At 71.6% G+C, this 26956-nt stretch carries 20 protein-coding genes; 9 read left to right on the top strand and 11 right to left on the bottom strand.

Annotation, left to right across the window (positions count from 1 at the left end; translation table 11 throughout):
* Window positions 1-21 precede the first annotated feature (21 nt).
* Entirely contained in the window at window positions 22-4371 is a 4350-nt protein-coding gene (locus tag ACWDYJ_RS04685) for an FG-GAP-like repeat-containing protein (RefSeq protein ID WP_451563994.1), read from the top strand.
* A gap of 387 nt (window positions 4372-4758) precedes the next feature.
* On the opposite strand, the gene ACWDYJ_RS04680 is transcribed toward ACWDYJ_RS04685, so the two are convergent.
* The 3 genes from ACWDYJ_RS04680 to ACWDYJ_RS04670 all read right to left on the bottom strand — a co-directional run bounded on the left by ACWDYJ_RS04680 (window position 4759) and on the right by ACWDYJ_RS04670 (window position 10639).
* Window positions 4759-6204, bottom strand: coding sequence for an aldehyde dehydrogenase family protein (locus tag ACWDYJ_RS04680; RefSeq protein WP_451563993.1), 1446 nt, complete (start codon window positions 6202-6204; stop codon window positions 4759-4761).
* Between the two features lie 378 nt (window positions 6205-6582).
* Window positions 6583-8160: a PucR family transcriptional regulator gene (locus tag ACWDYJ_RS04675; protein ID WP_451563992.1), complete on the bottom strand. Its 1578-nt coding sequence runs from the start codon at window positions 8158-8160 to the stop codon at window positions 6583-6585.
* Window positions 8161-8266: 106 nt separating this feature from the next.
* Window positions 8267-10639, bottom strand: coding sequence for an ATP/GTP-binding protein (locus ACWDYJ_RS04670; protein WP_451563991.1), 2373 nt, complete (start codon window positions 10637-10639; stop codon window positions 8267-8269).
* A 237-nt stretch (window positions 10640-10876) separates the two neighbouring features.
* Between ACWDYJ_RS04670 and gabT the strand changes: the two genes are divergently transcribed.
* Together gabT and ACWDYJ_RS04660 are read left to right on the top strand one after the other, a co-directional pair.
* Window positions 10877-12211, top strand: coding sequence for a 4-aminobutyrate--2-oxoglutarate transaminase (gene gabT, locus ACWDYJ_RS04665; protein ID WP_451563990.1), 1335 nt, complete (start codon window positions 10877-10879; stop codon window positions 12209-12211).
* Window positions 12212-12353: 142 nt separating this feature from the next.
* Window positions 12354-13154: a phosphatase PAP2 family protein gene (locus ACWDYJ_RS04660; protein ID WP_451563989.1), complete on the top strand. Its 801-nt coding sequence runs from the start codon at window positions 12354-12356 to the stop codon at window positions 13152-13154.
* Between the two features lie 70 nt (window positions 13155-13224).
* Here ACWDYJ_RS04660 and ACWDYJ_RS04655 read toward each other — a convergent pair whose 3' ends face one another.
* From ACWDYJ_RS04655 to ACWDYJ_RS04625, 7 genes are all read right to left on the bottom strand, one after another.
* Window positions 13225-13689: a hypothetical protein gene (locus tag ACWDYJ_RS04655; protein WP_451563988.1), complete on the bottom strand. Its 465-nt coding sequence runs from the start codon at window positions 13687-13689 to the stop codon at window positions 13225-13227.
* A gap of 190 nt (window positions 13690-13879) precedes the next feature.
* The gene (locus ACWDYJ_RS04650; protein ID WP_451563987.1) at window positions 13880-15298 is read right to left on the bottom strand and encodes an NAD(P)/FAD-dependent oxidoreductase; all 1419 of its coding nucleotides are present in this window, start codon (window positions 15296-15298) and stop codon (window positions 13880-13882) included.
* 39 nt (window positions 15299-15337) lie between these two features.
* Window positions 15338-16147 (bottom strand): ABC transporter permease, encoded by an 810-nt coding sequence (locus tag ACWDYJ_RS04645; protein ID WP_451563986.1) that lies wholly within the window; start codon window positions 16145-16147, stop codon window positions 15338-15340.
* Window positions 16144-17076, bottom strand: coding sequence for an ABC transporter permease (locus ACWDYJ_RS04640; RefSeq protein ID WP_451563985.1), 933 nt, complete (start codon window positions 17074-17076; stop codon window positions 16144-16146). The genes ACWDYJ_RS04645 and ACWDYJ_RS04640 overlap by 4 nt, the downstream gene beginning before the upstream one ends.
* On the bottom strand, window positions 17073-18224 hold the full coding sequence (locus tag ACWDYJ_RS04635; RefSeq protein WP_451563984.1) for an ABC transporter ATP-binding protein: 1152 nt from the start codon (window positions 18222-18224) through the stop codon (window positions 17073-17075). Before ACWDYJ_RS04635 ends, ACWDYJ_RS04640 begins: the two co-directional genes overlap by 4 nt.
* Window positions 18225-18376: 152 nt before the next feature.
* Complete coding sequence (locus ACWDYJ_RS04630; RefSeq protein WP_451563983.1) at window positions 18377-19624, bottom strand: polyamine ABC transporter substrate-binding protein; 1248 nt, start codon at window positions 19622-19624, stop codon at window positions 18377-18379.
* 73 nt (window positions 19625-19697) lie between these two features.
* A complete protein-coding gene (locus tag ACWDYJ_RS04625; protein WP_451564040.1) occupies window positions 19698-21230 on the bottom strand; it encodes a gamma-aminobutyraldehyde dehydrogenase in 1533 nt (510 codons plus the stop codon).
* Window positions 21231-21412: 182 nt separating this feature from the next.
* Here ACWDYJ_RS04625 and ACWDYJ_RS04620 point away from each other — a divergent pair, with 182 nt between their 5' ends.
* Both ACWDYJ_RS04620 and ACWDYJ_RS04615 read left to right on the top strand, forming a co-directional pair.
* Window positions 21413-21967, top strand: a complete 555-nt coding sequence (locus tag ACWDYJ_RS04620; RefSeq protein WP_451563982.1) for an NADAR family protein — start codon at window positions 21413-21415, stop codon at window positions 21965-21967.
* Window positions 21964-22383, top strand: a complete 420-nt coding sequence (locus tag ACWDYJ_RS04615; protein WP_451563981.1) for an NUDIX hydrolase — start codon at window positions 21964-21966, stop codon at window positions 22381-22383. Before ACWDYJ_RS04620 ends, ACWDYJ_RS04615 begins: the two co-directional genes overlap by 4 nt.
* A gap of 49 nt (window positions 22384-22432) precedes the next feature.
* Here ACWDYJ_RS04615 and ACWDYJ_RS04610 read toward each other — a convergent pair whose 3' ends face one another.
* Window positions 22433-23167 (bottom strand): DUF4190 domain-containing protein, encoded by a 735-nt coding sequence (locus ACWDYJ_RS04610; RefSeq protein ID WP_451563980.1) that lies wholly within the window; start codon window positions 23165-23167, stop codon window positions 22433-22435.
* Window positions 23168-23275: 108 nt separating this feature from the next.
* Here ACWDYJ_RS04610 and ACWDYJ_RS04605 point away from each other — a divergent pair, with 108 nt between their 5' ends.
* Genes ACWDYJ_RS04605 through ACWDYJ_RS04590 form a run of 4 tightly spaced genes read left to right on the top strand, consistent with a single transcriptional unit; the run spans window position 23276 to window position 26908 of the window.
* Window positions 23276-24301: an adenosine deaminase gene (locus tag ACWDYJ_RS04605; protein ID WP_451563979.1), complete on the top strand. Its 1026-nt coding sequence runs from the start codon at window positions 23276-23278 to the stop codon at window positions 24299-24301.
* Between the two features lie 35 nt (window positions 24302-24336).
* Window positions 24337-25041: a glycerophosphodiester phosphodiesterase gene (locus ACWDYJ_RS04600; protein ID WP_451563978.1), complete on the top strand. Its 705-nt coding sequence runs from the start codon at window positions 24337-24339 to the stop codon at window positions 25039-25041.
* Window positions 25038-26210 (top strand): sensor histidine kinase, encoded by a 1173-nt coding sequence (locus tag ACWDYJ_RS04595; RefSeq protein WP_451563977.1) that lies wholly within the window; start codon window positions 25038-25040, stop codon window positions 26208-26210. Before ACWDYJ_RS04600 ends, ACWDYJ_RS04595 begins: the two co-directional genes overlap by 4 nt.
* Window positions 26207-26908: a response regulator transcription factor gene (locus tag ACWDYJ_RS04590; RefSeq protein WP_451563976.1), complete on the top strand. Its 702-nt coding sequence runs from the start codon at window positions 26207-26209 to the stop codon at window positions 26906-26908. The genes ACWDYJ_RS04595 and ACWDYJ_RS04590 overlap by 4 nt, the downstream gene beginning before the upstream one ends.
* The last annotated feature ends 48 nt before the right edge of the window (window positions 26909-26956 follow it).

Here is a 26956-nt window from a genome sequence, read left to right as displayed (position 1 = left end):
TCCCTTTCCCTAATAATTGGAATGACCGCCTCCGGCTTGTTGGTATTGCCTGCCAACGCCACCGCCGCCCCGCTTGCCGCCACCTCCGACCCGGTCGCCGAGGGCTCCAAGAGCGAGGAGGACTTCGCGCTCGAACAGGCCAAGGCCACCGGTCAGCCCTTTGAGCTGACCTCGGCCCGGACCGAGTCCACCGACACCTGGGCGCTCCCGGACGGCACCTGGTCCGTCAAGCGGTACGGCACGCCGGTACGGCTGCTGCGTGACGGTGCCTGGGTGCCCACCGACGCCACCCTCGCGTTCTCGGCCACCGGATCGGTCGTGCCCAAGGCGTCCACCGTCGACGTGGGCTTCTCCGGCGGGGGCACCGGGCCGCTGCTCACCGGCGTCAAGGACGGCCGTACGCTCTCGCTGACTTGGCCGAAGGCGCTGCCCGCGCCGACGCTCGCCGAGAACGTGGCGACGTACGCCGAGGTCCTGCCGGGCGTCGACCTCCAGCTCAAGGCCGAGATCGAGGGCTTCTCCCAGCTGCTGGTGGTCAAGACCGCCGAGGCCGCCAAGAACCCCGAACTGGCCTCCCTCAAGTACAAGTTGGATACGGTCGGTCTGGACGTCTCCACAGACCCCGAAACCGGGAGCGTCTCCGCCGTGAACCCGGCGGGGCAGACCGTCTTCACCAGCCCCTCGCCGCTGATGTGGGACTCCACCACGGCCACCTCCGGCGGTACGGCTCCCCCGGCCGGCTCCTCGTTCAGCGCCACGACGACGGCCGGGACGACGGGCACGGCGGCCGCGTCCACCGAAGAGACCCCGGCGCCCGCCGACGCCTTCGACCCGGCCCCCGGCGCGCAGGACGCGCTGATGCCGACCACGGTCATCGGCGACATCCTGGAGATCAAGCCGGACCAGGCCCTGCTGACCGGAGCGGACACGCGGTACCCGGTCTTCATCGACCCGTCCTGGGCCTGGGGCGAGAAGCAGAACTGGACCCGGGTCTACAAGCAGTACCCGACCATGTCCTTCTGGAACACCAAGGACCCCATCCGGGTCGGCTACGAGGCCGAGACGGGCGGCTCCAACCGGATCTCCCGCTCCTTCGTCCAGCTCGACACCAGCGACACGCGGCACGCCCAGGTCAAGAGTTCGGTGTTCCGCATCCGCAACACCTGGTCCTGGTCCTGTCAGAACCGTCCCGTGGAGCTGTGGCACACCACCGGCATCTCGAAGAAGACCACCTGGAACAAGCAGCCCGGCAAGATCGGTGCCAAGCTCGCCACGGTGAACGACGCCAAGGGCTGGAGCAAGGACTGCGCCGCCGGCAACCTGGAGTTCGACACCACCGCCAAGATGCGTGAGGCCGCCTCCAAGGGGTGGGCGAACCTCACCCTCGGCCTCTACGCCACGGACGAGAGCGACACGTTCGCCTGGAAGAAGTTCGACGCCAAGTCGGCGATCCTCGAGACGACGTACAACAACCCGCCCAAGACCCCCACGGGCCTCGGCACGAACCCGCGGACACCGTGTGCGGCAGGCGGTCTGATCGGCAACACCCGCGTCAGCCTGTACGCGAAGTTCGACGACAAGGACGCCGGCAACCTCACCGCCGAGTTCCAGCTCTTCAAGTCCGGCACCACCACGCCGCACAAGACCATGTCGCTGCCCGCCGGCAAGGGCAAGATCACCACATGGGTGGTGCCGGACCTGGATCTGCCGACCGGCAGCTGGACGTGGAAGACACGGGCGAAGGACCAGGACAGCGCGTACTCCCCCTGGTCGGCCACCTGCAAGTTCACGATCGACCGCACCCGCCCGAGCAGGCCGCCGGTCATCGCCTCCGTGAACAACCAGTTCCCCAACGGTGACAACGGCTGGCCGGCGGTGACCGGCAAGGCCCGCGACTGGAGCAAGTTCACCTTCGCGCCCAACGGCGTGACGGACATCGACCACTACGTCTGGTGGACCGACTACGACCCGGACACCAACGACGCCGAGCCCGGCGTCCCGGCCTCCGTGCGCCCGCCCGGCTACGGCCCGCACTTCGTCTACGCGTACAGCGTCGACAAGGTCGGCAACCGCTCCGACACCGCCACCTACCTGTACTACGCCGGCCGTTCCGCACTGCGCGACGGGCCGACCGACCTGAACGGCGACACCAACAGCGACATCTGGAGCGTCGACTCCAACGGCACGCTGCTCACCTACGCCGGCCAGGGCAACGGCGACTTCGCCACGGCCACCAACGGCGGCAAGTTCTTCTCGGGCGCCGACGTCGACTCGCGCGGCGACTGGGGCCAGGACGGCTACAACGACCTGGTGGCCCTGGAGTACGACTCCGTCGAGCAGAAGAAGCGGCTGTACGCCTACCCCAACAACGGCAGCGGCGTCATCGGTGACCAATACACCGAACTGACCGTCTCCTGCCCGGTCGTGAACGAGGAGCTCGGCTGCATCGGCGACGAGAGGTGGACCGGCGACGACCACTGGCACGACGCCCAGCAGATCATCACGGCCGGCGACCTCAACGGCGACTCCGCGCCCGATCTGCTGGTCAAGCAGGGCCAGTTCCTGTGGGCGTACTACGGCAACCGCGCCGCCTACTCCCTCGACGTCCGCGAACCGGTGCTCGTGGGCGGCGGCGACTGGAACAAGTTCACCGTCATCGCCCCCGGCGACCTCAACAACGACAAGATCGCCGACCTGTGGCTGCGTGACGACACCACGGGCGACATCTGGCGCTCGTACGGCAAGAAGGGCTCCAACGGCTACCTCGACCCGACGACCTGGGGCAACACCGCGGCCCGCGTGAAGATCGCGGTCGGCTACCAGGCATCCGCCTACCCGGCCATCGGCTCGGTCGGGGACGTCACCGGCGACGGTCTCGCGGACCTGTGGGCCCGTAAGACCGACAACACGATGGTCGGCTGGCACGGCAAGATCCCGGGTACCGACAACAAGTCCTTCGGCGCCGCCTTCGTCATCGACGGCATCACCGGCGGCTCACGGATCCCGAGCGGCACCACGCTGACCGCCGGACAGTCCCTGACGTCCCGCTCGGCCAAGCTCACGATGCAGGACGACGGCAACCTCGTCATCACCTCCACCGGCGGCAAGGCCCTCTGGTCGTCCAAGACCGCGGGCAACGTGGGCGCCAAGGCCGTCATGCGCAGCGACGGCAACCTGGTGGTCTACAAGGCCGACGGCACGACCGTGGCCTGGGAGTCGAAGACAAACGCTCCCGAGGGCTACGCGATGCTCCAGGACCGCGGCGACCTGGTGGTGTTCAACGCCAAGAGCCAGTCACTGTGGAGCAGCGGCAGCTCGCTGCGCCACGACTACAACGCCGACGGCCGCAGCGACATGGCCGACTGGTACGACTACGCCGACGGGCACGACTCCCTGCACACCTTCACCACCAACTCCGACGGCACCTTCCAGCCGCCGAAGACGGGGTGGACGATTGCGCCGGAGAACTACTGGGCCTCGCACATGAAGCGCGTCACCGGTGACTACAACGGCGACGGCGTCGGCGATGTCGCCGCCGTGTACGGCTACTCCACCGGCGCGGTCGCCCTGTTCACCTGGACGGGCAAGGGCGACGGAACCTTCAACGCGCCCGTCAAGTCCTGGAACGTCGCCCCGGGCCACTGGACCTTCAGCCGGATGACCCCGTACAGCGGCGACTTCAACGGCGACGGCCGCGACGACGTGGCCGTCTGGTACGACTACGCCGACAAGCATGACACCATCTGGACCTTCACCAGCACCGTCAAGGGCGCCTTCAACAACCCGGTGAGCTATTGGACGTCCGCCGACAGCTGGGACCAGTCCCGCGCCAAGACGGTCACCGGTGACTTCAACGGCGACGGACGCGATGATCTCGCCTCCTTCTACACGTACCTCGACGGCAGCGAGAAGTTCTGGACGTTCAGCGCCACCGCCGACGGCAAGTTCACCGCGGCCGGCTCGTGGCGGTCCGAAACGTGGGGCGACTGGGCGCGTACGTCCATCCACGCGGGTGACTTCAACGGCGACGGTCGCGACGACGTGGCCGCCTGGTACGACTACGTGGATGGCCACGACGCCGTGATCGCCTTCCCGAGCAACGCCAACGGCACCTTCACCTCGACATACGAGGCATGGACCACGCCGGCCGGCAACATGTGGCGGGAGAACATCAAGCTCGTCACGGGCGACTACAACGGCGACGGACGCGACGACCTGGGCGGCTTCTACGGCTACGACGACGGCAGCGTGAAGATGTTCACCTGGACCGCGAAGACGGACGGCAAGCTCAATGCCCCCGTAGGCAGCTGGTACGCACCGACCGGAAACTGGACCCGCGAGCGGGCCCACTTCCTGGAGCAGCAGAGCTGAGCCAGCCGACCGACGGGCGGCCCGGGGTGCGATGCACCCCGGGCCGCCTCCGGTTTCGACAGCAGGCTCATCAGCTCCTGACACCGACACCGCCCCTCCGGGGGGTGTGCTCGCATGCGCAATCCATCAGCGCCCTGTGGGCCTTGGCAGCGGTGGGCACACACAGACTTCGCCACGCGTTGCAGGATGCGGCTTCCCGCGCGCGTGGGGCGTAGCGACCGCGCGCGGAAGCACGATCACCTTGGCCAAGACCACTGGGCCGGTGTTCCCACGTGTTCACAAGTTCAGCCAAGATCCGACGCTTCTCGCAGGTCAGAGCTTGGAAAAGGGGGACGGCCGGAGCCCCCGCACAGTAGGCTCCGGCCGTCGGTCTGTGACCGTACGAGGTCAGATGTCGAGGCCGGTCAGGACCAGGACGCGCTCGTACGTGTAGTCGTCCATCGCGTAGCGGACGCCCTCGCGGCCCACGCCGGACTGCTTGACACCGCCGTACGGCATCTGGTCGGCCCGGTACGAGGGCGCGTCGCCGACGATCACGCCGCCGACCTCGAGCTCGCGGTGGGCGCGGAACGCCGTCTGGATGTCGCGGGTGAAGACACCGGTCTGGAGACCGAACTTCGAGTCGTTCACCGCGGCGAAGGCCTCGTCGGTGCCGTCGACCTTCGTCAGCGTCAGCACCGGACCGAAGACCTCCTCGCGGGCGAGGGTGGTGTCGGCGGGCAGCTCGGCGACGACGGTGGGCGCGTACGAGGCACCCTCGCGCTTGCCACCGGTGAGCAGCTTGGCTCCGGCGGCGACGGCCTCGTCGACCCAGGACTCGACCCGCTTGGCGGCGTCCTCGGAGACGAGGGGGCCGACGTCGGTGGCGGAGTCGGACGGGTCACCGGTGACCTGCGCCTGGACCTTGGCGACGACCTTCTCGACGAGGCGGTCGTAGACGGTGGCGTCGGCGATCACGCGCTGCACGGAGATGCAGGACTGGCCGGCCTGGTAGTTCGAGAAGGTCGCGATACGGGTCGCGGCCCAGTCGAGGTCGGCCTCGGAGGACCAGTCGGCGAGGACGACGGCCGCGGCGTTGCCGCCGAGCTCCAGGGTGCAGTGCTTGTGGGGCACCGACTGCTGGATGGCGTAGCCGACCTTGTCGGAGCCGGTGAAGGAGATGACCGGCAGCCGCTCGTCCTTGACCAGGGCGGGCATCTTCTCGTTCGCGACCGGCAGGACCGACCAGGAACCGGCCGGCAGGTCCGTCTCGGCGAGCAGCTCGCCCAGGATCAGTCCGGAGAGCGGGGTCGCCGGGGCGGGCTTCAGGATGATCGGCGCGCCGACGGCGATGGCGGGGGCCACCTTGTGGGCGCACAGGTTCAGCGGGAAGTTGAACGGCGCGATGCCGAGGACCGGACCCTTGACGAAGCGGCGGACCAGGGCGAGACGGCCGACGCCACCGGCGTCGGTGTCGAGGCGCTGGGCCTCTCCGCCGTTGAAGCGGCGGGCCTCTTCGGCGGCGAAACGGAACACGGACACCGCACGGCCGACCTCACCGCGGGCCCACTTGATCGGCTTGCCGTTCTCGGCGGAGATCAGCTGGGCGATCTCCTCCGTGCGCTCGGTGAGCCGCTTGGACACGTGGTCCAGGGCGGCGGCCCGAACGTGGGCGGGCGTCGCAGAGAATTCCGCCGTCACGGCGTACGCCGCGGCCACGGCCTCTTCGACCTGCGCGTCGGTCGGCACGCTGACGGTCCCGACGAGGCGGCCGTCCCACGGGGAGTGGACGTCGAAGCTGTCCTCGCCGGTGGCCTGGCGGCCGGCGAGCCAGAAGGCGTGGGTGGAAGTCATGCGAATCCCGGCCCTTCGGATGTGTGCGGTGGGTCGTTGTCCCCCCAACCGTAGAACCGCTCGCGCGATTAGGCGCTTGTCCGGTGTGGAGCGACAGCGAGTCGCGCTTCGCCGGTTTGTCAGGTGACGTGCGGGCCGCCCTGCTGGGGCCGCCGCCCCGGCCCCCGCGCCTCGAACGCCGGCGCGGCTGGATTTGACTGAGCTGCGCCTCGCGAGCACCGCCCGGCGGGCTCCACCGCGCGCCGCGCGATCCCAGCTTCCCGCCGCCCGTCCGGCCCCGCCCGGGGGTGTCCCCGGACGGAGTCCGGAGGGTTAGAGGCGCGGGTGCGGGCGCGCACGGCCACGCGGCGGAGCCGCGCCCGGCGCGGACTGACACCGCTACGGCATCGAGGTGGCCTTGAGGGCCAGCCAGAGTTCCATGCGGACGTCCGGGTCGTCCAGGGAGCGGCCGAGGATCTCCTCGACGCGCTTCATCCGGTAGCGGAGCGTGTGCCGGTGCACGCCGAGGTCGGCCGCCGCCGCGTCCCACTGGCCGTGGCGGGAGAGCCAGGCCTGGAGGGAGGCCACGAGGTCGCCGCGGCCCGTCGCGTCGTGCTCCCGCAGGGCCTTCAGCGTGCCGTCCGCGAAGGCGCGTACGGCGTCGTCCGCGAGCAGCGGCAGCACCGAGCCCGCCGCGAGGTCCTCGTGCTCGACCATGGGCCGTCCCCGCCTCCGGGCCACGGCAAGGGCCTGGTCGGCCTGCTTGAAGGCGGCCGCCACGCCCGCCGGGACGGCCGGCGCCGACAGTCCCACCACCAGTTCGTCCGGCTCCGGCCCGGTCGCCTCTCGGCCGCGCCGGGACTCCAGAAGCTCCGCGTGGCCGGCGCACGCCTGTACGGCCGAGCCCCCGTCGGCGGCCAGGACGACGAGCCGGTCCGGCTCGGGGACCACCAGCAGCGCCTCGCCCGTACGGGCGGCCGCGGACTCCACCGTGTCGGCGAGCACCGCCAGCCCCTCGGGCTGGGCCGTGCCCGGCAGCGCCGGCTCCGCGACGATGATGCGGAACGGCGCCTCCAGCAGGGCCCCGTAGAGGTCACCGGCCACGGCCCGCGCGTGCTCCGCCTGCCCCTCCAGCAGCATCCGCAGCACGGCCGCGCCCAGCCGGGACTCCGCGTCGTGCAGCGACCGCGACCGCTCGGTGGTCAGCGTCAGCAGGGCGACCGCGGAGTGCACGGCGTACCGCTCGGCGGTGCCCAGCGGTGCCCCCGTCCCCACGGCCAGCGCGCCCCGCGCCCGCCGCCCGGTGCCGAGCGACTGGAGTTCGACACGGTCCTCCGAGCCGCCCACCACCGCGCTCGCGGGCGCGGGCCGCTCCCGCAGCCGCTCCACGTCGGGGGTGAGCCGGGCCGCCCGGCGCGCGGCCCAGTCGGGGGCCGCGGCGACGACCGCGCCGGAGGTGTCGTACAGCGCGGCCCAGCCGTGCACGTGCGCCGCCAGCTTCGCCAGCAGGTCGGCGGGGCCGTCGGCGGACAGGGCGGCCCGGGTCAGTTCCCGCTGGGCCTCGAAACCGGCGGTCACGGCCCGGTACTGGTCGGCCGCGAGCGCCGCCGAGACGGCCTTGCTGATGGCGAGGAACGGGGTGCGCCGCGGGACCTCCAGCAGCGGTAGGTCCTCTTCCCGGGCGGCCTCGACCAGCGCCTCGGGGATCTCGTCGTAGTTGACCCCGACGGCGAACCCGATCCCGACGACGCCGGCGGCCGCGAGGCGGCGTACGTAGCGGCGCATCTCGTCGCGGTCCTCCGCGTCCAGCTTCATCGCGGTGACCAGCAGCAGCTCGCCGCCCTCCATGTACGGGACGGGGTCGGCGAGCTCGCTGACGTGGGCCCAGCGCACGGGGGTGTCGAGACGGCTCTCCCCCGCCCTGACGCTGAGCTTGAGCGCCGAGTGCTGGACGAGGGAGGCAAGGGTGAGCGGCATCGGATACCAGGGGCCTTACGCGGGAGGAAGAGGAGGAGGACTGTGCGGGTTCTCGCCGTGTCGTATGAACGACCCCTCTCGATTCTGCCATCCCGTACGGGTCACCTCAGCCGGTTCCGGCCAGCCGCAGCAGGAGCGGAGCGGCGCGTTCCCCCTGGACCGAGGTCAGCGACAGCACCGCGCAGCCGGGCGGTACGGCATGCGCCAGCTCGGAGGGCGACCAGCGTTCGCGCTCCACCTGGCGCACGGTGACCGCGTCCGTGGTCACGGCCTTGCCGGTGACCAGCTTGCGGAAGGCGTGGAGGGCCCGGGTCAGCGGCTGGTCGGCGAAGACGGTCCGGTGGGTGACGTCCCGGGTCTCGACCCATTCGGTGCCCCACGCCTCGGCGAAGCGCTTGCCGTCCCAGGTGGTGACGCCGGAGAAGGCCATCCGGCAGCCGACAGCGCCGAGCAGCGGCGTGCGCAGCGCCTCCGGTACGTCGTCCAGCGTGCGCAGCGTCAGCAGGACCCCCGCGTTGGCCGAGCGCAGCCGCTGCACCCCGCGCACGGTTTCGGGGGTCAGGGTGTGCGAGGCGTCGTCGAGGGCGAGGAAGGCGAAGAGCGAACGGTCGGCGCGGGCCGCCGCCGAGGCCGTGAACTGCGCGAGGAGCAGCCGGGCCAGGATGCGGGAGGCGTCGGCGTGGCCGCGCTCGGGGAGGTCGACGCGGACCCGGACCGGGTGCTCCAGGGCGCGCAGCGAGAAGGGCCGCCCCTGGCCGGCGGCGCCGGAGGCCCCGCCGCCGACGCCCCCCACCCCGAAGAAGCCGGCGAAGGCGGGCCGGTCGAGGAGGGCCAGCCGGTCGGCGAGGGCGGTCCCCGGGTCGCCGTGGGCACCGTGCTGGCGGGTGCGGGCGTCGAGTTCGCGGAGCATCGGCTGGTTTCCGGCGCCCTCCAGGGCCTGGCGCAGCGTGGTGAGGGCGGTCGGCAGCCCGTCGAGCAGCTCGCGCAGTTCGGGCACGGCGGGGAAGCGTCCGTACGCCGCGCGGAACGGGCCGAGCAGCTGGGCGAGGGCGGTCGCGGCCCGGCGTACGTCCATGCCGGGGACGTCTCCGACGAAGGCCTCGGCGAGGAGGGTGGCGGCCTCGTCGGCGTCGGTGGCGCCGCCGTAGAGGTCGAGGTCGTGGACGGAGTCCGGGTCCCCGATCCGGACGACGATGTCGTAGGCCTCGTCCGGGCCGAGCTGGGCCCCGGCCGGGCCGACGGCGATGACGGCGGCCTGGCCTGCCAGCGCCTGCAGCGCGAGGGCCTCGACGACGGGTCGTACGAGGCGGCGGGTCTTGCCGGTTCCGGAGGGGCCGACGGCGAGCAGGGAGGTGCCGAGCACGGCGGGGTCGAGGGCGAGTGCGGTCCCGCGGCGGGCGTAGGGGTTGCGTTCGGCGTCCTCGACGGTGCCGAGGAGCACCTGCCGGGCCAGCAGGTCGTGCCGGGCGGCCCGTACCGGCAGGTCCCGGTCCCCGGACGGGTGGACGCAGGCGGCGGCGCCGTGGCCGCGTACGGCGTCGGCGAAGGCCCGCAGCCGCGTGGGGTCGGCCCGTACGGACTGCCAGGCGCGGCGGATGCGGGCGTAGTCGACGTCGTTCATCCGCCCGGCGGCGACCTCGGCGGCCAGCCGGTCGGCCACCTCCCCGAGCCCGGCGGCCCGCAGCTCGGCCCATGCGAGGGGGTCCTCGGAGGAGCCGGGTGCGGCCACCGGCGCGGAGGCGGGGGCCGTGGAGGGCGCGCGGCCCGCCCGGCGCCATCCGCCGAGGCGGGCGAAGTACACGATGACGGAGCCGTAGACGGCGACGTAGAGCAGCAGGACGAGCAGGAGGCCCTGCGTCGGCGGGATGTCCCTGAGCGGGAGGTGGCCGATGGCCAGGGCGTCGACGGGCACGGTGTCCGTCCAGATGAGCGTCATCACGAACAGCGCCCCGGCTGCCGCGCCCGCGGCGCGGGGCCGGGGGCCACGGGCCGCGACGAGCCGCTCGAAGGCCGGGCTCCAGGAGCCGAGCCGGCTGAACCACACGACGAGCCCGCCGGTGAGCAGCAGTTCGTAGACCTGCTGGGCGGCCAGGCCCCGGTGATCGGTGGGCTCGCCTCCCAGCTGCCACCAGTCGCGGGGGGTGAAGAGCTTGAGCGGCAGGTCGGAGTAGGGGATGTAGCGGTTGGCCAGCAACGACCAGACCAGTACGCACGCCAGGAACGAGATGACCACGCCGGTGGCCAGCGACCGGTCGGTGGCGGACTCCGCGTCGTCCACCCGGCGCGGCTCGTAGCCGAGCCGCCAGACGCCCGGGTCCGCGAGCGGGCGGGGGGTACGGATCCAGTCCGCGAGCGGCGAGGCGACGGCGGGCGCGTGGGCGGGCCTCGGCGGGGGCGCGGCGGGGCGTGGCGGGGCCGATGGGTGGGGGACGTGGTCCGCGCGGGTGGTCCGTCCGTCGCGTGCGCCCTCGGTGTCCATGAACCCCTGCCCCCTGCCCGTGCGGCTGCCCTGCGGCGCTCAATCTAGTGCCCTGCCCGGGCCTTGGGCCCGTACCCCGCCATGATCCACAAGACAGGGGCCGGTTCCTCCCTATGGCCGTCACGGACAAGGACACGCGGGCACCACTCCCGAACGGAGCATGCCTTACCCCCTTCGCCGGGCCTAGCCTGCGGACAAAGACACAAGTGCGTCCGAAAACACCCCCAGGAGCCCCCTATGACCGCTGTCCCGCAGGAGCGCCGCATCGTCACCGCGATCCCCGGCCCCAAGTCGCAGGAGCTGCAGGCCCGCCGCCTCGAGACGGTCGCCGGCGGCGTGGGCTCCGTGCTGCCCGTCTTCACGGCCCGTGCGGGCGGCGGCATCATCGAGGACGTCGATGGCAACCGCCTGATCGACTTCGGCTCCGGCATCGCGGTGACCTCCGTCGGCGCCTCCGCCGAGGCCGTCGTCCGCCGCGCCTCCGCGCAGCTCGCGAACTTCACGCACACCTGTTTCATGGTCACCCCCTACGAGGGCTACGTGGAGGTCTGCGAGGCCCTCGCCGAGCTGACCCCGGGTGACCACGCGAAGAAGTCGGCCCTGTTCAACTCCGGTGCCGAGGCCGTCGAGAACGCCGTCAAGATCGCCCGTGCGTACACCAAGCGCCAGGCCGTCGTCGTCTTCGACCACGGCTACCACGGCCGTACGAACCTCACGATGGCGCTGACCTCGAAGAACATGCCGTACAAGCAGGGCTTCGGTCCGTTCGCCCCCGAGGTCTACCGCGTCCCGGTCGCCTACGGCTACCGCTGGCTCACCGGCCCCGAGAACTGCGGCCCCGAGGCCGCCGCCCAGGCGATCGACCAGATCAGCAAGCAGATCGGCGCCGACAACGTCGCCGCGATCATCATCGAGCCGGTCCTCGGCGAGGGCGGCTTCATCGAGCCGGCCAAGGGCTTCCTCCCGGCGATCGTGAAGTTCGCCAACGACAACGGCATCGTCTTCGTCGCCGACGAGATCCAGTCCGGCTTCTGCCGCACCGGCCAGTGGTTCGCGTGTGAGGACGAGGGCATCGTCCCCGACCTGATCACCACCGCCAAGGGCATCGCGGGCGGTCTGCCGCTCGCCGCCGTGACGGGCCGCGCCGAGATCATGGACTCCGCCCACGCGGGTGGCCTCGGTGGCACCTACGGCGGCAACCCGGTGGCCTGCGCGGGTGCGCTCGGCTCCATCGAGACCATGAAGGAGCTCGACCTCAACGCCGCGGCGAAGAAGATCGAGTCGGTCATGAAGGCCCGCCTGAAGACCATGCAGGAGAAGTACGACATCATCGGCGACATCCGCGGCCGCGGCGCGATGATCGCGATCGAGCTCGTCAAGGACCCCACGTCCAAGACCCCGTTCCCGGAGGCGGCCGGCGCGCTCGCCAAGGCCTGCCACGCCGAGGGCCTGCTCGTCCTCACCTGCGGCACCTACGGCAACGTGCTCCGCTTCCTCCCGCCGATCGTCATCGGCGAGGACCTGCTGAACGAGGGCCTGGACATCATCGAGGCCGCTTTCGCGGGCATCTGAGCGAACACCTGGAACACCCGAACGCACCGGCCGGCCCCTACCGGCGGTAACGGTCGGGCACTGTGAAGAAGGTGTGCGGGGCCGATGGCGGGAGTGCCTTCGCGCTGTCGGTCCCCCTTTCGCTGGCGTACGGTTTCTGCAGATGAGTGAGACAGACCGGTCCCGGGCAACCGGGAGCGACACCAGTACCGGGCTTCCCCAGCGCCGTACTGGGCATGCGTTCGCGCACACTCCTCGCCGATCGGACGGCCGTTCGCCCCAAACCCCCCGGGGCGTACGGCAACCCGATCCGGGCGGCCGTCCCGGAACCATCCCCCCTGTTCCGGGACGGCCGGCCACCCTCCTCCCGCGGGCCCTCCTCCCGGCCTGCGTCGTCCTCTTCGCCCTGATCACCTGGCAAGTCCTGGTGTCGGGGCCATTGCTGACCCCGGATCACGCGCTCAGCCGCGCGCTGGTCCGTACCGTCCCCGACGCCGTCACCGAGCGGCTCTCGGACCTCGGCAACATCCCGGTCGCCGTCCCCGTCCTCGCCCTGGCCATGGCGTACGCCGCCCGGCGCGGCCGGCGCCTCGCCGCCCTCGCGGCGGGCCTCGCGATGGCCCTGGTGCCCGCGCTGATCATTCCGCTCAAGGAGTGGACCGCCCGCCCGGGCCCCCTGGAGCCCTGGGCGGCCGGCTACTACCCCTCGGGCCACACGGCCACCGCCCTGACCGCGTACGTGGGCGCCGCCCTGCTCGTCACCCCGTACACCCGCCGCCGCTGGCCCCTGCCGCTCGCCGTCGCGCTGACCGCCCTCACCGCGACGGGCCTGGTCCTGCGCGGCTTCCACTGGCCCCTGGACGTCCTGGCCAGCCTCCTCCTGGGCGTCCCCCTGCTGCTGGGCGTGCACTGGGCGGTGGCGTGGTGGGTCAACCGCCGAAGTAGGCGTCGAAAGTGCGGCTGAACTCCAAGCCGCCGAAGCGGTCCCGGCTGACAGGGCGCGGCGCCCAAGGTGGTCCCGGCCAGTTGTCCTGTCATGGCCTCGGGTCCTCCCGCACGGCCACGCGCGCCGCCACTTCGTGCATCGCGAGCTCCAGCACCGCCGGGTCGGTCAGCGTGCCCCCGCCGTCCGGCAGCACCAGCCAGCGCACACCGCCCGTCGCCCGGCCGGGGTACGGGACGACGACCCAGCTCCCGCGCCCGGCCCCCCGTACGCCCGTACCGATCCACCGGTTCGCCGTGCCCGGGGGAACGAAGAACCCGACCCGGGAGTCGCCGAAGTCGGCGAGCACCGGGCCGGGCCGGTCGAGGAGCAGACGCAGTACGTCCAAGGTGGCCTGCCCCAGTTCGCCCGGCAGGATCAGCACGTCCCACCGGCGGCCGGCGGGCAGGAGGGTGACCCCCAGGGGGTTGCGCTCCCATTCCCACCGGCAGGCCTCCGGATCCAGCGCCACCGATACCAGCCATTCCACTGCCGTCCTGGCCCCCGGGAGGGTCATCGCCCGGCCTCCGTTCGTCTCGTGCGGTGAAGGGTTCTCACCGGGAGAGAGCGGGGCCGGGCTCGGCTATGACGCGGGTTGCGTCACCCCGTGGTGGTGAAGCGGGTCGCAGCGCGCATACGGGTGTGCGCCCGGCGCGTAGGACGATCAAGCGACCACCCGATCACCTCATCGCCCCGTCGCACGGTGGTCAGCTGTCGAAGCCGAGGCCCACGCGGTCCAGCGCCTTCAGCCACAGGTTCCGGTGCCCGCGCTGGCTGTCCGCGCGGGCCAGCGACCACTTGGTGAGCGTGATCCCGGTCCAGGCGAGCGGCTCGGGCGGGAAGGGCATCGGCTTGGAGCGGACCATCTCCAGCCGCGTGCGCTCGGTCCGCTCCCCCGACAGCAGGTCCAGCATCACGTCCGCGCCGAAGCGGGTGGCGCCCACCCCGAGCCCGGTGAAGCCGGCGGCGTACGCGACCTTCCCGGAGTGGGCCGTGCCGAAGAAGGCCGAGAAGCGCGAGCAGGTGTCGATCGCCCCGCCCCACGCGTGGCTGAAGCGCAGCCCCGCCAGCTGCGGGAAGCAGGCGAAGAAGTGCTCGGCCAGCTTGAGGTAGGTCTCGGGGCGGTGGTCGTGGCCGGTGTCGAGCTTGCCGCCGTAGGGGTAGACGGCGTCGTAGCCGCCCCACAGGATCCGGTGGTCCGGGGTGATCCGGAAGTAGTGGAACTGGTTGGCGCTGTCCCCGAGGCCCTGGCGGTTCTTCCAGCCGATCGCGGCCAGCTGCGCCTCGCTGAGCGGCTCGGTCATCAGCGCGTAGTCGTACACCGGGACCGTGAGCGGTCGGATCCGCCTGACCAGGGACGGGAAGATGTTGGTGCCCAGCGCCACGCGCCGCGCGAAGACCCGCCCGTACGGGGTGCGTACGGCCATCCCGGCCCCGGAGGCGGCCAGGTCCAGGCCGCGCGTGTGCTCGTAGATCCGCACGCCGAGGCCGAGGCAGGCCTGCTTGAGGCCCCAGGCCAGGCGGGCCGGGTTGAGCATGGCCACGCCCTGGTGGTCCCACAGTCCGCCGAGGAAGGTGGGCGAGTCGATCTCGGCGCGCAGCGCGTCGCGGTCCAGCCATTCGGTGTGGTCCGCGAGTCCGAGCCTCGTCGCCTCCTCGTGGAGTTCCTTCAGCTCCGCGACCTGGTGGGGTTCGGTGGCGACGTCGATCTCGCCGCTGCGCTCGAAGTCGCAGTCGATGCCGTAGCGGGCGACGGCGGCCTCGATGGCGTCGAGGTTGCGGGCGCCGAGTTCCTCCAGCCGCGCCAGCTCGCCGGGCCAGCGGGCCAGTCCGTTGGCGAGGCCGTGGGTGAGGGAGGCGGCACAGAATCCGCCGTTGCGGCCCGAGGCGGCCCAGCCCACCTCGTGCCCCTCGATCAGTACGACGTCCCGCGCGGGATCGCGCTCCTTGGCGATCAGTGCGGTCCACAGGCCGCTGTAGCCGCCTCCGACGACCAGCAGATCGCAGCTCTCGTCCGAGGTGAGCGCGGGCCGCGCGGCCGGTCTGCCCGGGTCGTCGAGCCAGTACGAGACCGGCAGTGCTTCGGAAAGGGATTGAGCGACGCTTCGCATGGCGACTGGGGCCATGGCTTCCAACTCCCTACAGAGCTTCTCGTTCTCTGGTGTCTACTGCTGGGGTCGTGCTTTCCTGCGGCGGTTGCCGGCCCACTGGCCGGCCAGCACCACCAGCACCGCGATGACGAACATCGCCGTACCGATGACGTTGATCTGCACAGGCGTACCGCGCTGGGCCGATCCCCACACGAACATGGGGAAGGTGACGGTGTTGCCCGAGTTGAAGTTGGTGATGATGAAGTCGTCGAAGGAGAGCGCGAAGGAGAGCAGCGCGCCCGCCGCGATGCCGGGCGCCGCGATGGGCAGGGTGACCCGTACGAAGGTCTGCACCGGGCCGGCGTAGAGGTCGCGGGCGGCCTCCTCCAGCTTCGGGTCCATCGACAGGACGCGCGCCTTGACGGCGGCGACGACGAAGCTGAGGCAGAACATGACGTGGGCGATCAGGATCGTCCAGAAGCCGAGCTGGATGCCCATGTTGAGGAACAGGGCGAGCAGCGAGGCGGCCATCACGATCTCGGGCATGGCCATCGGCAGGAAGATCAGCGAGTTGATCGCGCCGCGCGCCCGGAAGCGGTAGCGGACGAGCGCGAAGGCGATGGCGGCGCCGAGGACGGTCGCGCCGAGAGTGGCCCACAGGGCGATCTGGAGGGACAGGGCGAGGGAGCCGCACAGGTCGGCGACCCCGCAGGGGTCCTTCCAGGCGTCGAGGGAGAACTCCTGCCAGGCGTAGTTGAACTTGCCGGCGGGGTTGTTGAAGGAGAAGACCGTCACCACGACGTTCGGCAGGATCATGTAGGCGAGCGTGCCCAGACCCGCGATGACGACGAGGTGGCGGCGCAGCCAGCCAAGGGGCTTGTTCATCGGACCAGGTCCTCCGTCCCCGCTCGGCGGATGTAGATGGTCACCGTGATCAGCACGATGGCCATGAGGATGAAGGACAGCGCGGCCGCCGTCGGGTAGTCGAGGATCCGCAGGTACTGCGACTGGATGACGTTGCCGATCATCCGGGTGTCGGTGGAGCCGAGCAGTTCGGCGTTGACGTAGTCGCCGCTCGCCGGGATGAAGGTGAGCAGGGTCCCTGAGACCACGCCCGGCATGGAGAGCGGGAAGGTCACCTTGCGGAACACCGTGGCGGGGCGGGCGTACAGGTCGCCGGCCGCCTCGTGGAGGCGGGGGTCGATGCGCTCCAGCGAGGTGTAGAGCGGCAGGATCATGAAGGGGAGGAAGTTGTACGTCAGACCGCAGACCACCGCCAGCGGCGTGGCCAGCACCCGGTCTCCCTGGGTCATGCCGAGCCAGCTGGTGACGTCCAGGAAGCCGACCGTGTCGAGGGCCGCCACCACCGGGCCGCCGTCGGCCAGGATCGTCTTCCAGGCCAGCGTGCGGATCAGGAAGCTGGTGAAGAACGGGGCGATGACCAGCACCAGCAGAAGGCCCCGCCAGCGTCCCGCCTTGAAGGCGATCAGATAGGCCAGCGGGTACCCCAGCAGCAGGCACAGGGCGGTCGCGGTGCCGGCGTAGAGCAGGGACCGCAGGAACTGCGGGTAGTACTCGGCCAGGGCGTCCCAGTACGTCCGGAAGTGCCAGGTGACCTCGTAGCCCTCTTCGAGCGAGCCGGTCTGCACCGAGGTGGAGGCCTGGTAGACCATCGGCAGCACGAAGAAGACGAGCAACCACAGGATGCCGGGGAGCAGCAGCCAGTACGGGACCAGTCGCTTGCGTGCCGACGGCTTGTGCACCGGGGGGTCGGCGGAGGCGGGCGCCTGGGGCGGCGCGGCGGTGGCGGTCACGCGCTCTCCTCGACCGTCAGGGCGCCCGCGTCGATGGCCTGCGCGGCGTCGAGGCCGAAGGTGTGCTCGGGGTTCCAGTGCAGGATCACCTCGGCGCCCGGGAGCAGGCGGGCGTCCCGCTCGATGTTCTGGGCGTAGACCTCCAGCCCGGGGCAGACGGGGCTGTCGATGACGTACTGGGTGGAGACACCGATGAAGGAGGAGTCCGCTATCTTGCCCGCGATCCTGTTCCGGCCGGTCGCGACGGTGGGCTCGTCGTCGGCGTGGACCAGGGATATCTTCTCCGGGCGCACTCCGACCAGCAGCTTCTCCCCCGTACGGGGCGTGGTCGCGCAGCGGGCGGTGGGCAGCCGCAGCGTGGTGCCCGCCGAGCTGACGGTGACGTCGGCGCCGCCGGCCTCCAGCACCTCGGCCTCGATCAGGTTCGAGGTTCCGAGGAAGTTGGCGACGAAGGTGGTGGCGGGGTTCTCGTACAGCTCGGCGGGGGCGCCCATTTGCTCGACGCGGCCTCCGTTCATGACGGCGACCGTGTCGGCCATCGTCATGGCCTCCTCCTGGTCGTGCGTGACGTGCACGAAGGTGATGCCGACCTCGGTCTGGATCCGCTTGAGTTCCAGCTGCATCTGGCGGCGCAGCTTGAGGTCGAGGGCGCCGAGCGGTTCGTCGAGCAGCAGCACCTGGGGGTGGTTGATCAGGGCGCGGCCGACGGCGACGCGCTGCTGCTGGCCACCGGAGAGCTGGTGGGGCTTGCGCTGGGCGAACTGGCCGAGCTGGACCAGCTCCAGCATGTCGTCGACCTGCTTCTTGACGGACTTGATGCCACGGCGGCGCAGTCCGAAGGCGATGTTCTCGTAGACGTTCAGGTGCGGGAACAGCGCGTAGCTCTGGAAGACGGTGTTGACCGGGCGTTTGTACGGCGGCAGGTGGGTGACCTCGCGGTCGCCGAGGCTGACCGTGCCGGTGGAGGGCTCCTCCAGACCGGCGATCACGCGCAGGGTGGTGGTCTTGCCGCAGCCCGAGGCGCCGAGCAGGGCGAAGAAGGAGCCCTGGGGGATGGTGAGGTCCAGCGGGTGCACCGCGGTGAAGGAGCCGTAGTGCTTGCTGATCCCGGCGAGGCGGACGTCGCCGCTCGTGGTCTTGTCAGTCATGGGTGGGTCCCGGGGTTGGGTGGGGCGAAGGACGGGGATCGGCTGCGCCGGGCGGGAGCGTGGGTGGCGGCTGCGCCGCCGGTCCCCCGCGGCCGCCGCGGGGCTCCGGGCGCCAGGCGTTAGCGCCAGGCGCCAGGCGCTGGCGCTAGGCGCTAGGCACCGATGAGCTTGGCGAACTTCTCCTCGAACGCCGTCTCTTCCTCGCCGCTGAGGGAGCGGAAGGCGTGGGACTTGGCGGTCATCGCCTTGTCCGGGACGATGAGGGTGTTGTCCGCGAGCGCCGGATCGATCTTGGCGAGCTCGTCCTTGACGCCCTCGACGGGGCAGACGTAGCTGATGAAGGCGGCCAGCTGGGCGGCCACCGGGAGCTCGTAGTAGTAGTCGATGAGCTTCTCGGCGTTGGCCTTGTGCCGGGCCTTGGCGGGGACCAGCAGGTTGTCGCTGGAGGTGATGTAACCCGCCGACGGGATGACGTACTTGATGTCCGGGTTGCCGGCCTGGAGCTGGATGACGTCGCCCGCCCAGGCGAGACAGGCCGCGAGGTCGCCCTTGTCGAGGTCGGCGGTGTAGTCGTTGCCGGTGAAGCGGCGGATCTGGTTCTTGTCCACGCCCTTCTGGAGGCGGCCGACGGCTTCGTCGAAGTCGGCGGCGGTGAACTTCGCCGGATCCTTGCCCTGGTCGATCATGGTCATGCCGACGCTGTCGCGCATCTCCGTGAGGAAGCCGACACGGCCCTTGAGGGTGGGGTCGTCCAGCATCTGGCTGACCGAGTCGACCGTCCTGCCCTCGGTGGCCTTGGAGTTGTAGGCGATGACGGTGGATATGCCGGTCCACGGGTAGCTGAACGCGCGGCCCGGATCCCAGTCGGGGCTGCGGAACTGCGGGGAGAGGTTGGCGTAGGCGTGCGGGAGGTGGGCGGGGTCCAGCCGCTGCGCCCAGCCGAGCCGGATGATGCGGGCGGCGAGCCAGTCGGTGACGACGATCAGGTCGCGGCCGGTGTCCTGGCCGGCCGCGAGCTGCGGGCGGATCTTGCCGAAGAACTCGACGTTGTCGTTGATGTCCTCGGTGTACTTGACCTCGATACCGGTCCGCTTGGTGAACTCCTCCAGCGTGGGACGCGACTTCTCGTCCTCGCTGGTGTCCATGTACTCGGTCCAGTTGGAGAAGACGACGTCCTTCTCCTGCGCCGAGTGGTCGTCGGAGACCGCCGCTTGACCCTCGCGCTTGGCGGGCGGGATGCCGCAGGCGGTGAGGGCGGACAGGCCGCCGAGGGTGAGCGCCCCGACTCCGGAGGCGCGCAGCAGGGAGCGGCGGGTGAGGGCGCCGCGCCCGCTCGTGAGACTGCGTCGCATCGCGGTGAGTTGCGCCTCCGAGAGGCGGTCGGGCTCGAACTGCTCCATGCGCATTGCCCTTTCGGGATGGGTGCGCCGCTGGTCGGGCGGCTGGTTGCCAAGCGGCGGTGGCCGCGTGTCGTCAGGTGCGGTCCCCGAAGATGGTGCGGTGCCAGTCCTTGGCCGCCACCGCGGTGTTGTCGTACATCACGTGCTTGACCTGCGTGTACTCCTCGAAGGAGTAGGAACTCATGTCCTTTCCGAAGCCGCTCGCCTTGTAACCGCCGTGGGGCATCTCGCTGATGATCGGAATGTGGTCGTTGACCCACACGCAGCCGGCCTTCAGCTCGCGGGTGGCGCGGTTCGCCCGGTAGAGGTCCCGGCTCCAGGCGGAGGCCGCGAGCCCGTACGGGGTGTCGTTGGCCAGCGCGAGGCCCTCGTCGTCGGTGTCGAAGGGCAGGACGACCAGGACCGGGCCGAAGATCTCCGACTGGACGACCTCGCTGTCCTGCGCGGCGCCCGCGATCAGGGTCGGCCGGTAGTACGCGCCCGCGGTGAGGCTGAACTGCCCTTCCCCGGCTTGCGGGATCTCGCCGCCGGTGACGACGGTGGCGTAGGCGCGGGCGCGCTCGACGAAACCGGCGACCCGGTCGCGCTGGGCGTGGGAGACCAGAGGGCCGAGGTCGGTGCCGGCCGCGAAGGGATCGCCCAGGCGGACGGTTTCCATCAGCTCGGCGACGCGGGCGACGAAGGCGTCGTGCAGGGGGCGCTGGACGTAGGCGCGGGTGGCGGCCGTGCAGTCCTGGCCGCTGTTGATGAGGGAGGCGGCGACGGCGCCGTGGGCGGCGGCCTCCAGGTCGGCGTCGTCGAAGACGAGGAAGGGGGCCTTGCCGCCGAGCTCCAGGTGGAGCCGCTTGACGGTGGCGGTGGCGATCTCGGCGACCCGCTTGCCGACGGCGGTGGAGCCGGTGAAGGAGGTCATGACCACGTCGGGGTGGCCGACCAGGTGCTCGCCCGCCTCCCGCCCGGCGCCGGTGACGATGTTGATCACGCCGTCGGGCAGCCCCGCGGCCTTGGCCGCCTGAGCGAACATCAGGGAGGTCAGCGGGGTGAGTTCGGCCGGCTTCAGGACGATGGTGTTGCCCGCGGCGATGGCCGGGAGGATCTTCCAGGCCGCCATCTGGAGCGGATAGTTCCAGGGCGCGATGGAGCCCACCACGCCGATGGCCTCGCGGCGTACGTAGGAGGTGTGGTCGCCCGAGTACTCGGCGGCCGCCTGGCCCTGGAGATGGCGGGCCGCGCCCGCGAAGAAGGCGGTGTTGTCGATGGTCCCCGGTACGTCGAACTCCGTCGACAGCTTGAGCGGCTTGCCGCACTGGAGGGACTCGGCGTACGCGAAGTCCTCGGCCTGCTCGGCCAGTACGGCGGCCAGCCGGTGCAGCGCGTCCGACCGCTCGCCGGGGGTGGCGGCGGACCAGGCCGGGAAGGCCCGCCGGGCGGCGGCGACGGCCTCGTCCACGTCCGCCGTACCGGCGAGCTCGTAGGTGAGGACGTCCTGGCCGGTGGCGGGGTCGACCACGGTGTGCGAACGCCCCGAGGTGCCGGACCTCAGCCGGCCGTCGATGTACTGCGCGCCGTCTGCGAAGCGGTCCTTGACCTGGAAGCGGTTACCCATCACGCTCTCACGCTCTCCGTAGCTACAGCTCGAATTGAGTGCCGATCCTGGCAGAGGTGGGACCCTCCGCCAAGTGATTCCGTTGTTGCCTTTTGATTACGCGACGGAATCGGTCGACCATGTGTCGAGGCACGCCCGGAATCCCGTACGAAGTGTCAGTGGTGACTGTCAGACTCGCGTGCATGGAGCTGACGAACAAGCTGATCGAGCAGGTCAGGCGTGGTGAGCGGGTCAAGTATCTGCCGTTCTGGGGGCACCGGGCGCAGCCCGGCGGGAGGATCGGACCGAGCTGTCTCAGTCAGTGGTGGCCGTCCGCCTTCACGGTCGGCGAAGTCCGCTACGCCACGGCCGAGCACTGGATGATGGCCGGCAAGGCGCGGCTGTTCGGGGACCCGGAGGCGGAGCGCGCCGCCCTGGAGGCGCGGAGCCCGGCGGAGGCGAAGAAGGCCGGGCGGCTCGTGCGCGGCTTCGACGAAGCGATATGGGAGCGGGAGCGGTTCGCGCTGGTCGTGGAGGGCAGCGTGCACAAGTTCGGCTCCGACCCGGCCCTGCGCGCGTACCTGCTGGGCACGGGGTCGCGGGTGCTGGTGGAGGCGAGCCCCGTGGACCGGATCTGGGGCATCGGCCTCGCGGCCGACGACGAGCGGGCCCTGGACCCGGCACGCTGGCGCGGGCTGAATCTGCTCGGGTTCGCGCTGATGGAGGCCCGCGACCGGCTGCGGGAGGAGACCGCTTGAACGCGCCGGAGCGCCGCCGGGTGGCCGCCGTCATCATCCGGGACGGGTGCGTGCTGATGGTGCGCGAGCGCGGCAGGGGGCCTTCCGGTCTGCACGACGGACCGGAGTACTGGACGCTGCCGGGCGGCGGGGTGGAGAGCGGGGAGACGCCGCTGGACGCCGTCCGGCGCGAGGTGGCCGAGGAGACCGGGCTGCGCGCCCTGGAGGTGCGGTACGCGTACGAGGCGCCGTACCCGTCGGGGTGGACCGGCTGCTTCCGTGTGGAGGTCGCGCCCGGGGAGCCCCGACTGGGCGTCGACGGGCACCTGGAGTGCGACTGTCCCCGGATGGTCGGGCTGGTCTGGGTGCCGGTCCCGCGCAGCGGGCCGGGCGGGGAGTACATGGTGCCCACGCTGTTGAGCGCCGCCCCGGCCTGAGGGCCGACCGGGCGGGGCTCAGGCCGGGGCGCGGCGGCGGCTGCGGGTGTCAGACCCGCGCGGGCCGGGCAGCCGGCTCGTGCACCTGCGACACCGAGCTCGGGTCCTCGTACTCGTAGTCGTCGCTTTCGGACTCCTCCAAGATGGGGCCGAGGAGGAAGAGCAGTGCCATGACGGCGCCCAGCGCGATGCCCACCGCGCCGAGGATGATGCCCGCCAGGGCCATCCCGCCGTTGGTGGCTTCGCCGCGGCTCGCCTTGCCCCTGCCCAGGGCTCCGAAGACGACCGCCGCGATGCCGAGCGCGAGCGCGCCGAACACCGTGATGCAGCTGACCACCGCGATGATGCCGAGCACCAGCGCGGTGATCCCGAAGCCGTTGTCCGCCGGCCGCATCGGGGGCGGGTACCCGCCGGCGCCTCCGGTCCAGCCCGCCGGATAACCGGCGTATCCGGGCTGGGCGGGAGGCGCCGGCGGGCCCGGGTAGCCGTATCCGCCGGGATCCGGCTGCGCCGGGTACCCGTAGGCGGCCGTCGTCCCGTGACCGGGCCCCGGTATCGGGGGCGGCGTGTACGGCCCGGAGGCGGGGCCGGCCGGAGCAGCGCCCGGCATGTCCGTGATCGTCGGGTGCTCGTGCAGCGACGGCGCCGACGGCCCTGGCGGCATTCCGGGGGGCCCTGCCGGTGCGCCCTGTGTACCGGGCTCCCCCTGCGTCTTGCCCAGCTCCACCGCCGGCCGCTCGGGCGGCGCCCACGGGTCCCTCGGCTCAGGGCTGTGGTCGGTCATACGGCGCCCCCCTCTCGTACAGCCATGCTAGACGCAGCCACCGACACTCCCCGGGGCTGCCTACGATGAAGCCGATCTGACCGCACCCGCGTCCTCCCGGAGGCACCCATGTCCGACCTGCACCCCTTCATCGCGGGGCTGCCCAAGGCCGAACTCCATGTCCACCACGTCGGTTCGGCGTCCCCGCGCATCGTGGCCGAACTCGCCTCCCGCCACCCCGACTCGAAGGTCCCGACCGACCCCGAGGCGCTGGCCGACTACTTCACCTTCACCGACTTCGCCCACTTCATCGACGTGTACCTGTCGGTCGTGGACCTGGTCCGCACCCCCGAGGACGTCCGGCTGCTGACCTTCGAGGTCGCCCGCGACATGGCCCGGCAGAACATCCGCTACGCCGAACTGACCATCACCCCGTACTCCTCCACCCGCCGCGGCATCGACGAGAAGGCCTTCATGGAGGCCATCGAGGACGCCCGCAAGGCGGCCGAGTCCGAGCTGGGCGTCATCCTGCGCTGGTGCTTCGACATCCCGGGCGAGGCCGGCCCGGCCGCCGCCTCCGAGACCGCCCGCCTCGCCCTCGACCTGCGCCCCGAGGGCCTGGTCTCCTTCGGCCTCGGCGGCCCGGAGATCGGCGTCCCGCGCCCGCAGTTCAAGCCGTACTTCGACCGGGCGCGCGCCGCCGGCCTGCACAGCGTCCCGCACGCGGGCGAGACCACCGGCCCGGAGACGATCTGGGACGCCATCCGCGAGCTGGGCGCCGAACGGATCGGCCACGGCACCAGTGCCAGCCAGGACCCGGAACTCCTCGCCTACCTCGCCGAGCACCGCATCGCGCTGGAGGTCTGCCCGACCTCCAACCTGGCCACCCGCGTGGTGACGGACCTGGACCGGCACCCGGTCAAGGAGATGGTCGCCGCGGGCGTGCTCGTCACCATCAACAGCGACGACCCGCCGATGTTCGGCTCCGACCTGAACAACGAGTACGCGGTCGCCGCCCGGCTCCTCGAGCTGGACGAGCGCGGGCTCGCCCAGCTCGCGAAGAACGCCGTCGAGGCCTCCTTCCTGGACCCCGCCGGCAAGACGAAGCTCAGCGCGGAGATCGACACGTACACCGAGCGCTGGCTCGCACGCTGACACCCCTTGATCCCGCCGACCCGGAGAATGAGGGCATGCGCACCCTGACTGCCGTCGCCCACCGCGGCGATCCCTACCGTGTCCGCGAGAACACCCTCGCCTCCCTCCGCTCCGCCTTCGCGCGCGGGGCCGACGCGGTGGAGGTCGACGTACGGCTGACCCGTGACGGGGTGCCGGTCCTCCTCCACGACGACACCCTCCGGCGGCTGTGGGGCCATGACGTGCGCCTCGACGCCGTCACGGCCCCGCAGCTGAAGGAACTGGCGGAGGGCGGGATCCCGACCCTGCGCGACGCCCTGACGGCGCCGGGCACCGGTCGGCTGATGATCGATCTGCCGGGCGCCACGGCGGAGGCCGTACGGACCGTCGTCGACCTGGTGCGCGAGTGCGGGGCGCGCGAGCGTACGTACTACTGCGCGGGCCCGAACACCATGCTCGCCGTGCGCGCCGCCGACCCGGAAGCGGAGATCGCGCTGACCTGGACCACCCTGTCGCCGCCGCGCCGGGTGCTGATCGACGCGGTGGCCCCGCGCTGGCTCAACTACCGTTTCGGGCTGGTCAGCCGGGAGCTGACGGACGCCCTGCACCGGGACGGGCTGCTGGTGTCGGCGTGGACCCCGGACACCAGGCGGTCGATGCGAGCACTCGTCTCGGCCGGGGTCGACTCCGTCACCACGAACCGGGTGGACGTACTGGCCGCCGTACGGGCCGAGTTCGGCGTCCCGGCGGCATCGCGGTGATACGGCCCCCGGCCGAGCGGCTGCGGCGGGCCGGTCCGTGGGCTGTGGACGTTGGCCTCACCCTGCTGGTGCAGCTGGCCGTCACGATGCCGTTCGTGCTGCCGAGGGAACCGGGACTGCCGGCGGTGACGTGGGCGTCGTACGCGATGACCACGCTCGGGGTGCTCCCGCTGTTCTGGCGGCGCCGGGCTCCGGTCGCCGTGCTGGCGGTGACCACGGCCGTCGGCGCGGCCTACAAGATGTTCCTGGACGGGCCCGGGCAACCTCTGCCGTACGCCGGACTGATCGTCCTCTTCACCGTCGCCGTGCAGTGTTCGGCACGGGTACGGGCGCTGGTCGGCGCCGGCACCGTGCTCGCGCTCGTCCTCTCGGTCGGCTTGCGGTCGGGTAGCGCCCGGGAGCTGTTCTTCACGGGGTTCTGCGCGACCGCCGCGTACGCCCTGGGGCGCCTCCAGTACACGCGGCAGGCCTACACGGAGGCCGTCGAGGACCGGGCGGAGCAGCTGGAGCGGGCGAACCGGATCGAGGCGGAGCAGGCGGCCGCCCGGGAACGTGCCCGGATCGCGCGGGAGATGCACGACATCCTGTCGCACGCGGTCAGCATCATGATCGTGCAGGCGGAAGCCGGTCCGGTGGCGGTACGGCGGGCCCCCGAGCGGGCCGAGGCGGCCTTCGAGGCGATCGCCGAGACGGGGCGCGACGCGATGGTCCAGCTGCGCACGATGCTCGGGGTGCTGCGTGAGGAGGGGCCTGCTCCGCGCGAACCGCAGCCGGGGGTGGCCGCGCTGCCCGCCCTGCTGGCGCGGGTCCGGCTGGGCGGGCCCGAGGTGGCGTACGTGACGGCGGGCGAGGCCCGTGCGCTGGCCGCGGCGGTCGACACGACGGTCTACCGGGTGGTGCAGGAGGCCCTGACGAATGTCGTGAAGCACGCTGCCGCGCGGCGGGTGACGGTGGCGCTGGAATACGCGCCGGAGGCCCTGACGATCACGGTGACGGACGACGGGCGGGGCCCGACGGGCGGCTCCGGGGGCGGACACGGTCTGGTCGGCATCAGCGAGCGGGCGGCCGCGCACGGGGGTACGGCGCGGTCGGGGCCGGGACCGGACGGCCGGGGGTTCCGCGTGGAGGCGCGGCTAGTAACGTCCCGGGCGGAGGTGGTGGGACGTTGACGATCCGCGTGGTGGTGGCCGACGACCAGGAGCTGGTGCGCAGCGGCTTCGCGATGATCCTGGACGTGCAGGAGGACATCGAGGTGGTCGCGGAGGTCGGTGACGGCGCGGCGGCGGTGGACGCGGTGCGCCGGCTCTCGCCCGATGTGGCGTTGCTGGACATCCGGATGCCGGTGCTGGACGGCATCGAGGCGTGCCGGACGATCTGCGCGGAGAGCGGGTGCCGCACGGTCATGCTGACCACCTTCGACTCGGACGAGTACGTGTACGAGTCCCTGCACGCGGGGGCGAGCGGTTTCCTGCTGAAGGACGTACGGCGGGACGACCTGGTCCATGCGGTACGGGTGGTGGCGGCGGGCGAGTCCCTGCTGGCGCCTTCGGTGGCACGGCGGCTGATCGAGGAGTACACGGCGGCGACGGCGCGGCCGGCTGCCTCTCAGGCGCTTTCGGCCCGGCGGCTGGAGGTGCTGACGGCGCGGGAGCGGGAGACGCTGCTGCACCTGGGGCGGGGGCTGTCGAACGCGGAGATCGCGGCCGCGCTGGTGGTGAGCGAGCACACGGTGAAGTCGCATGTGGGCCATGTGCTGGCGAAGCTGGGTCTGCGGGACCGGATCCAGGCGGTGATCTGCGCCTATGAGACGGGTCTGATCGCGGCCGGAACCGTGCCTCCCGCCGGTGGTCCTCCCTCTGGAGAGTGAGATGCGGCGTGTCGCCTCCCTCACGCCGGTGAGTTGTCGCACCGGTGA

The sequence above is a fragment of the Streptomyces sp. NPDC003042 genome, assembly GCF_053591315.1.
Note: the sequence above shows the minus strand (reverse complement) of the source record. Positions and strands in the feature narration are given on the sequence as shown.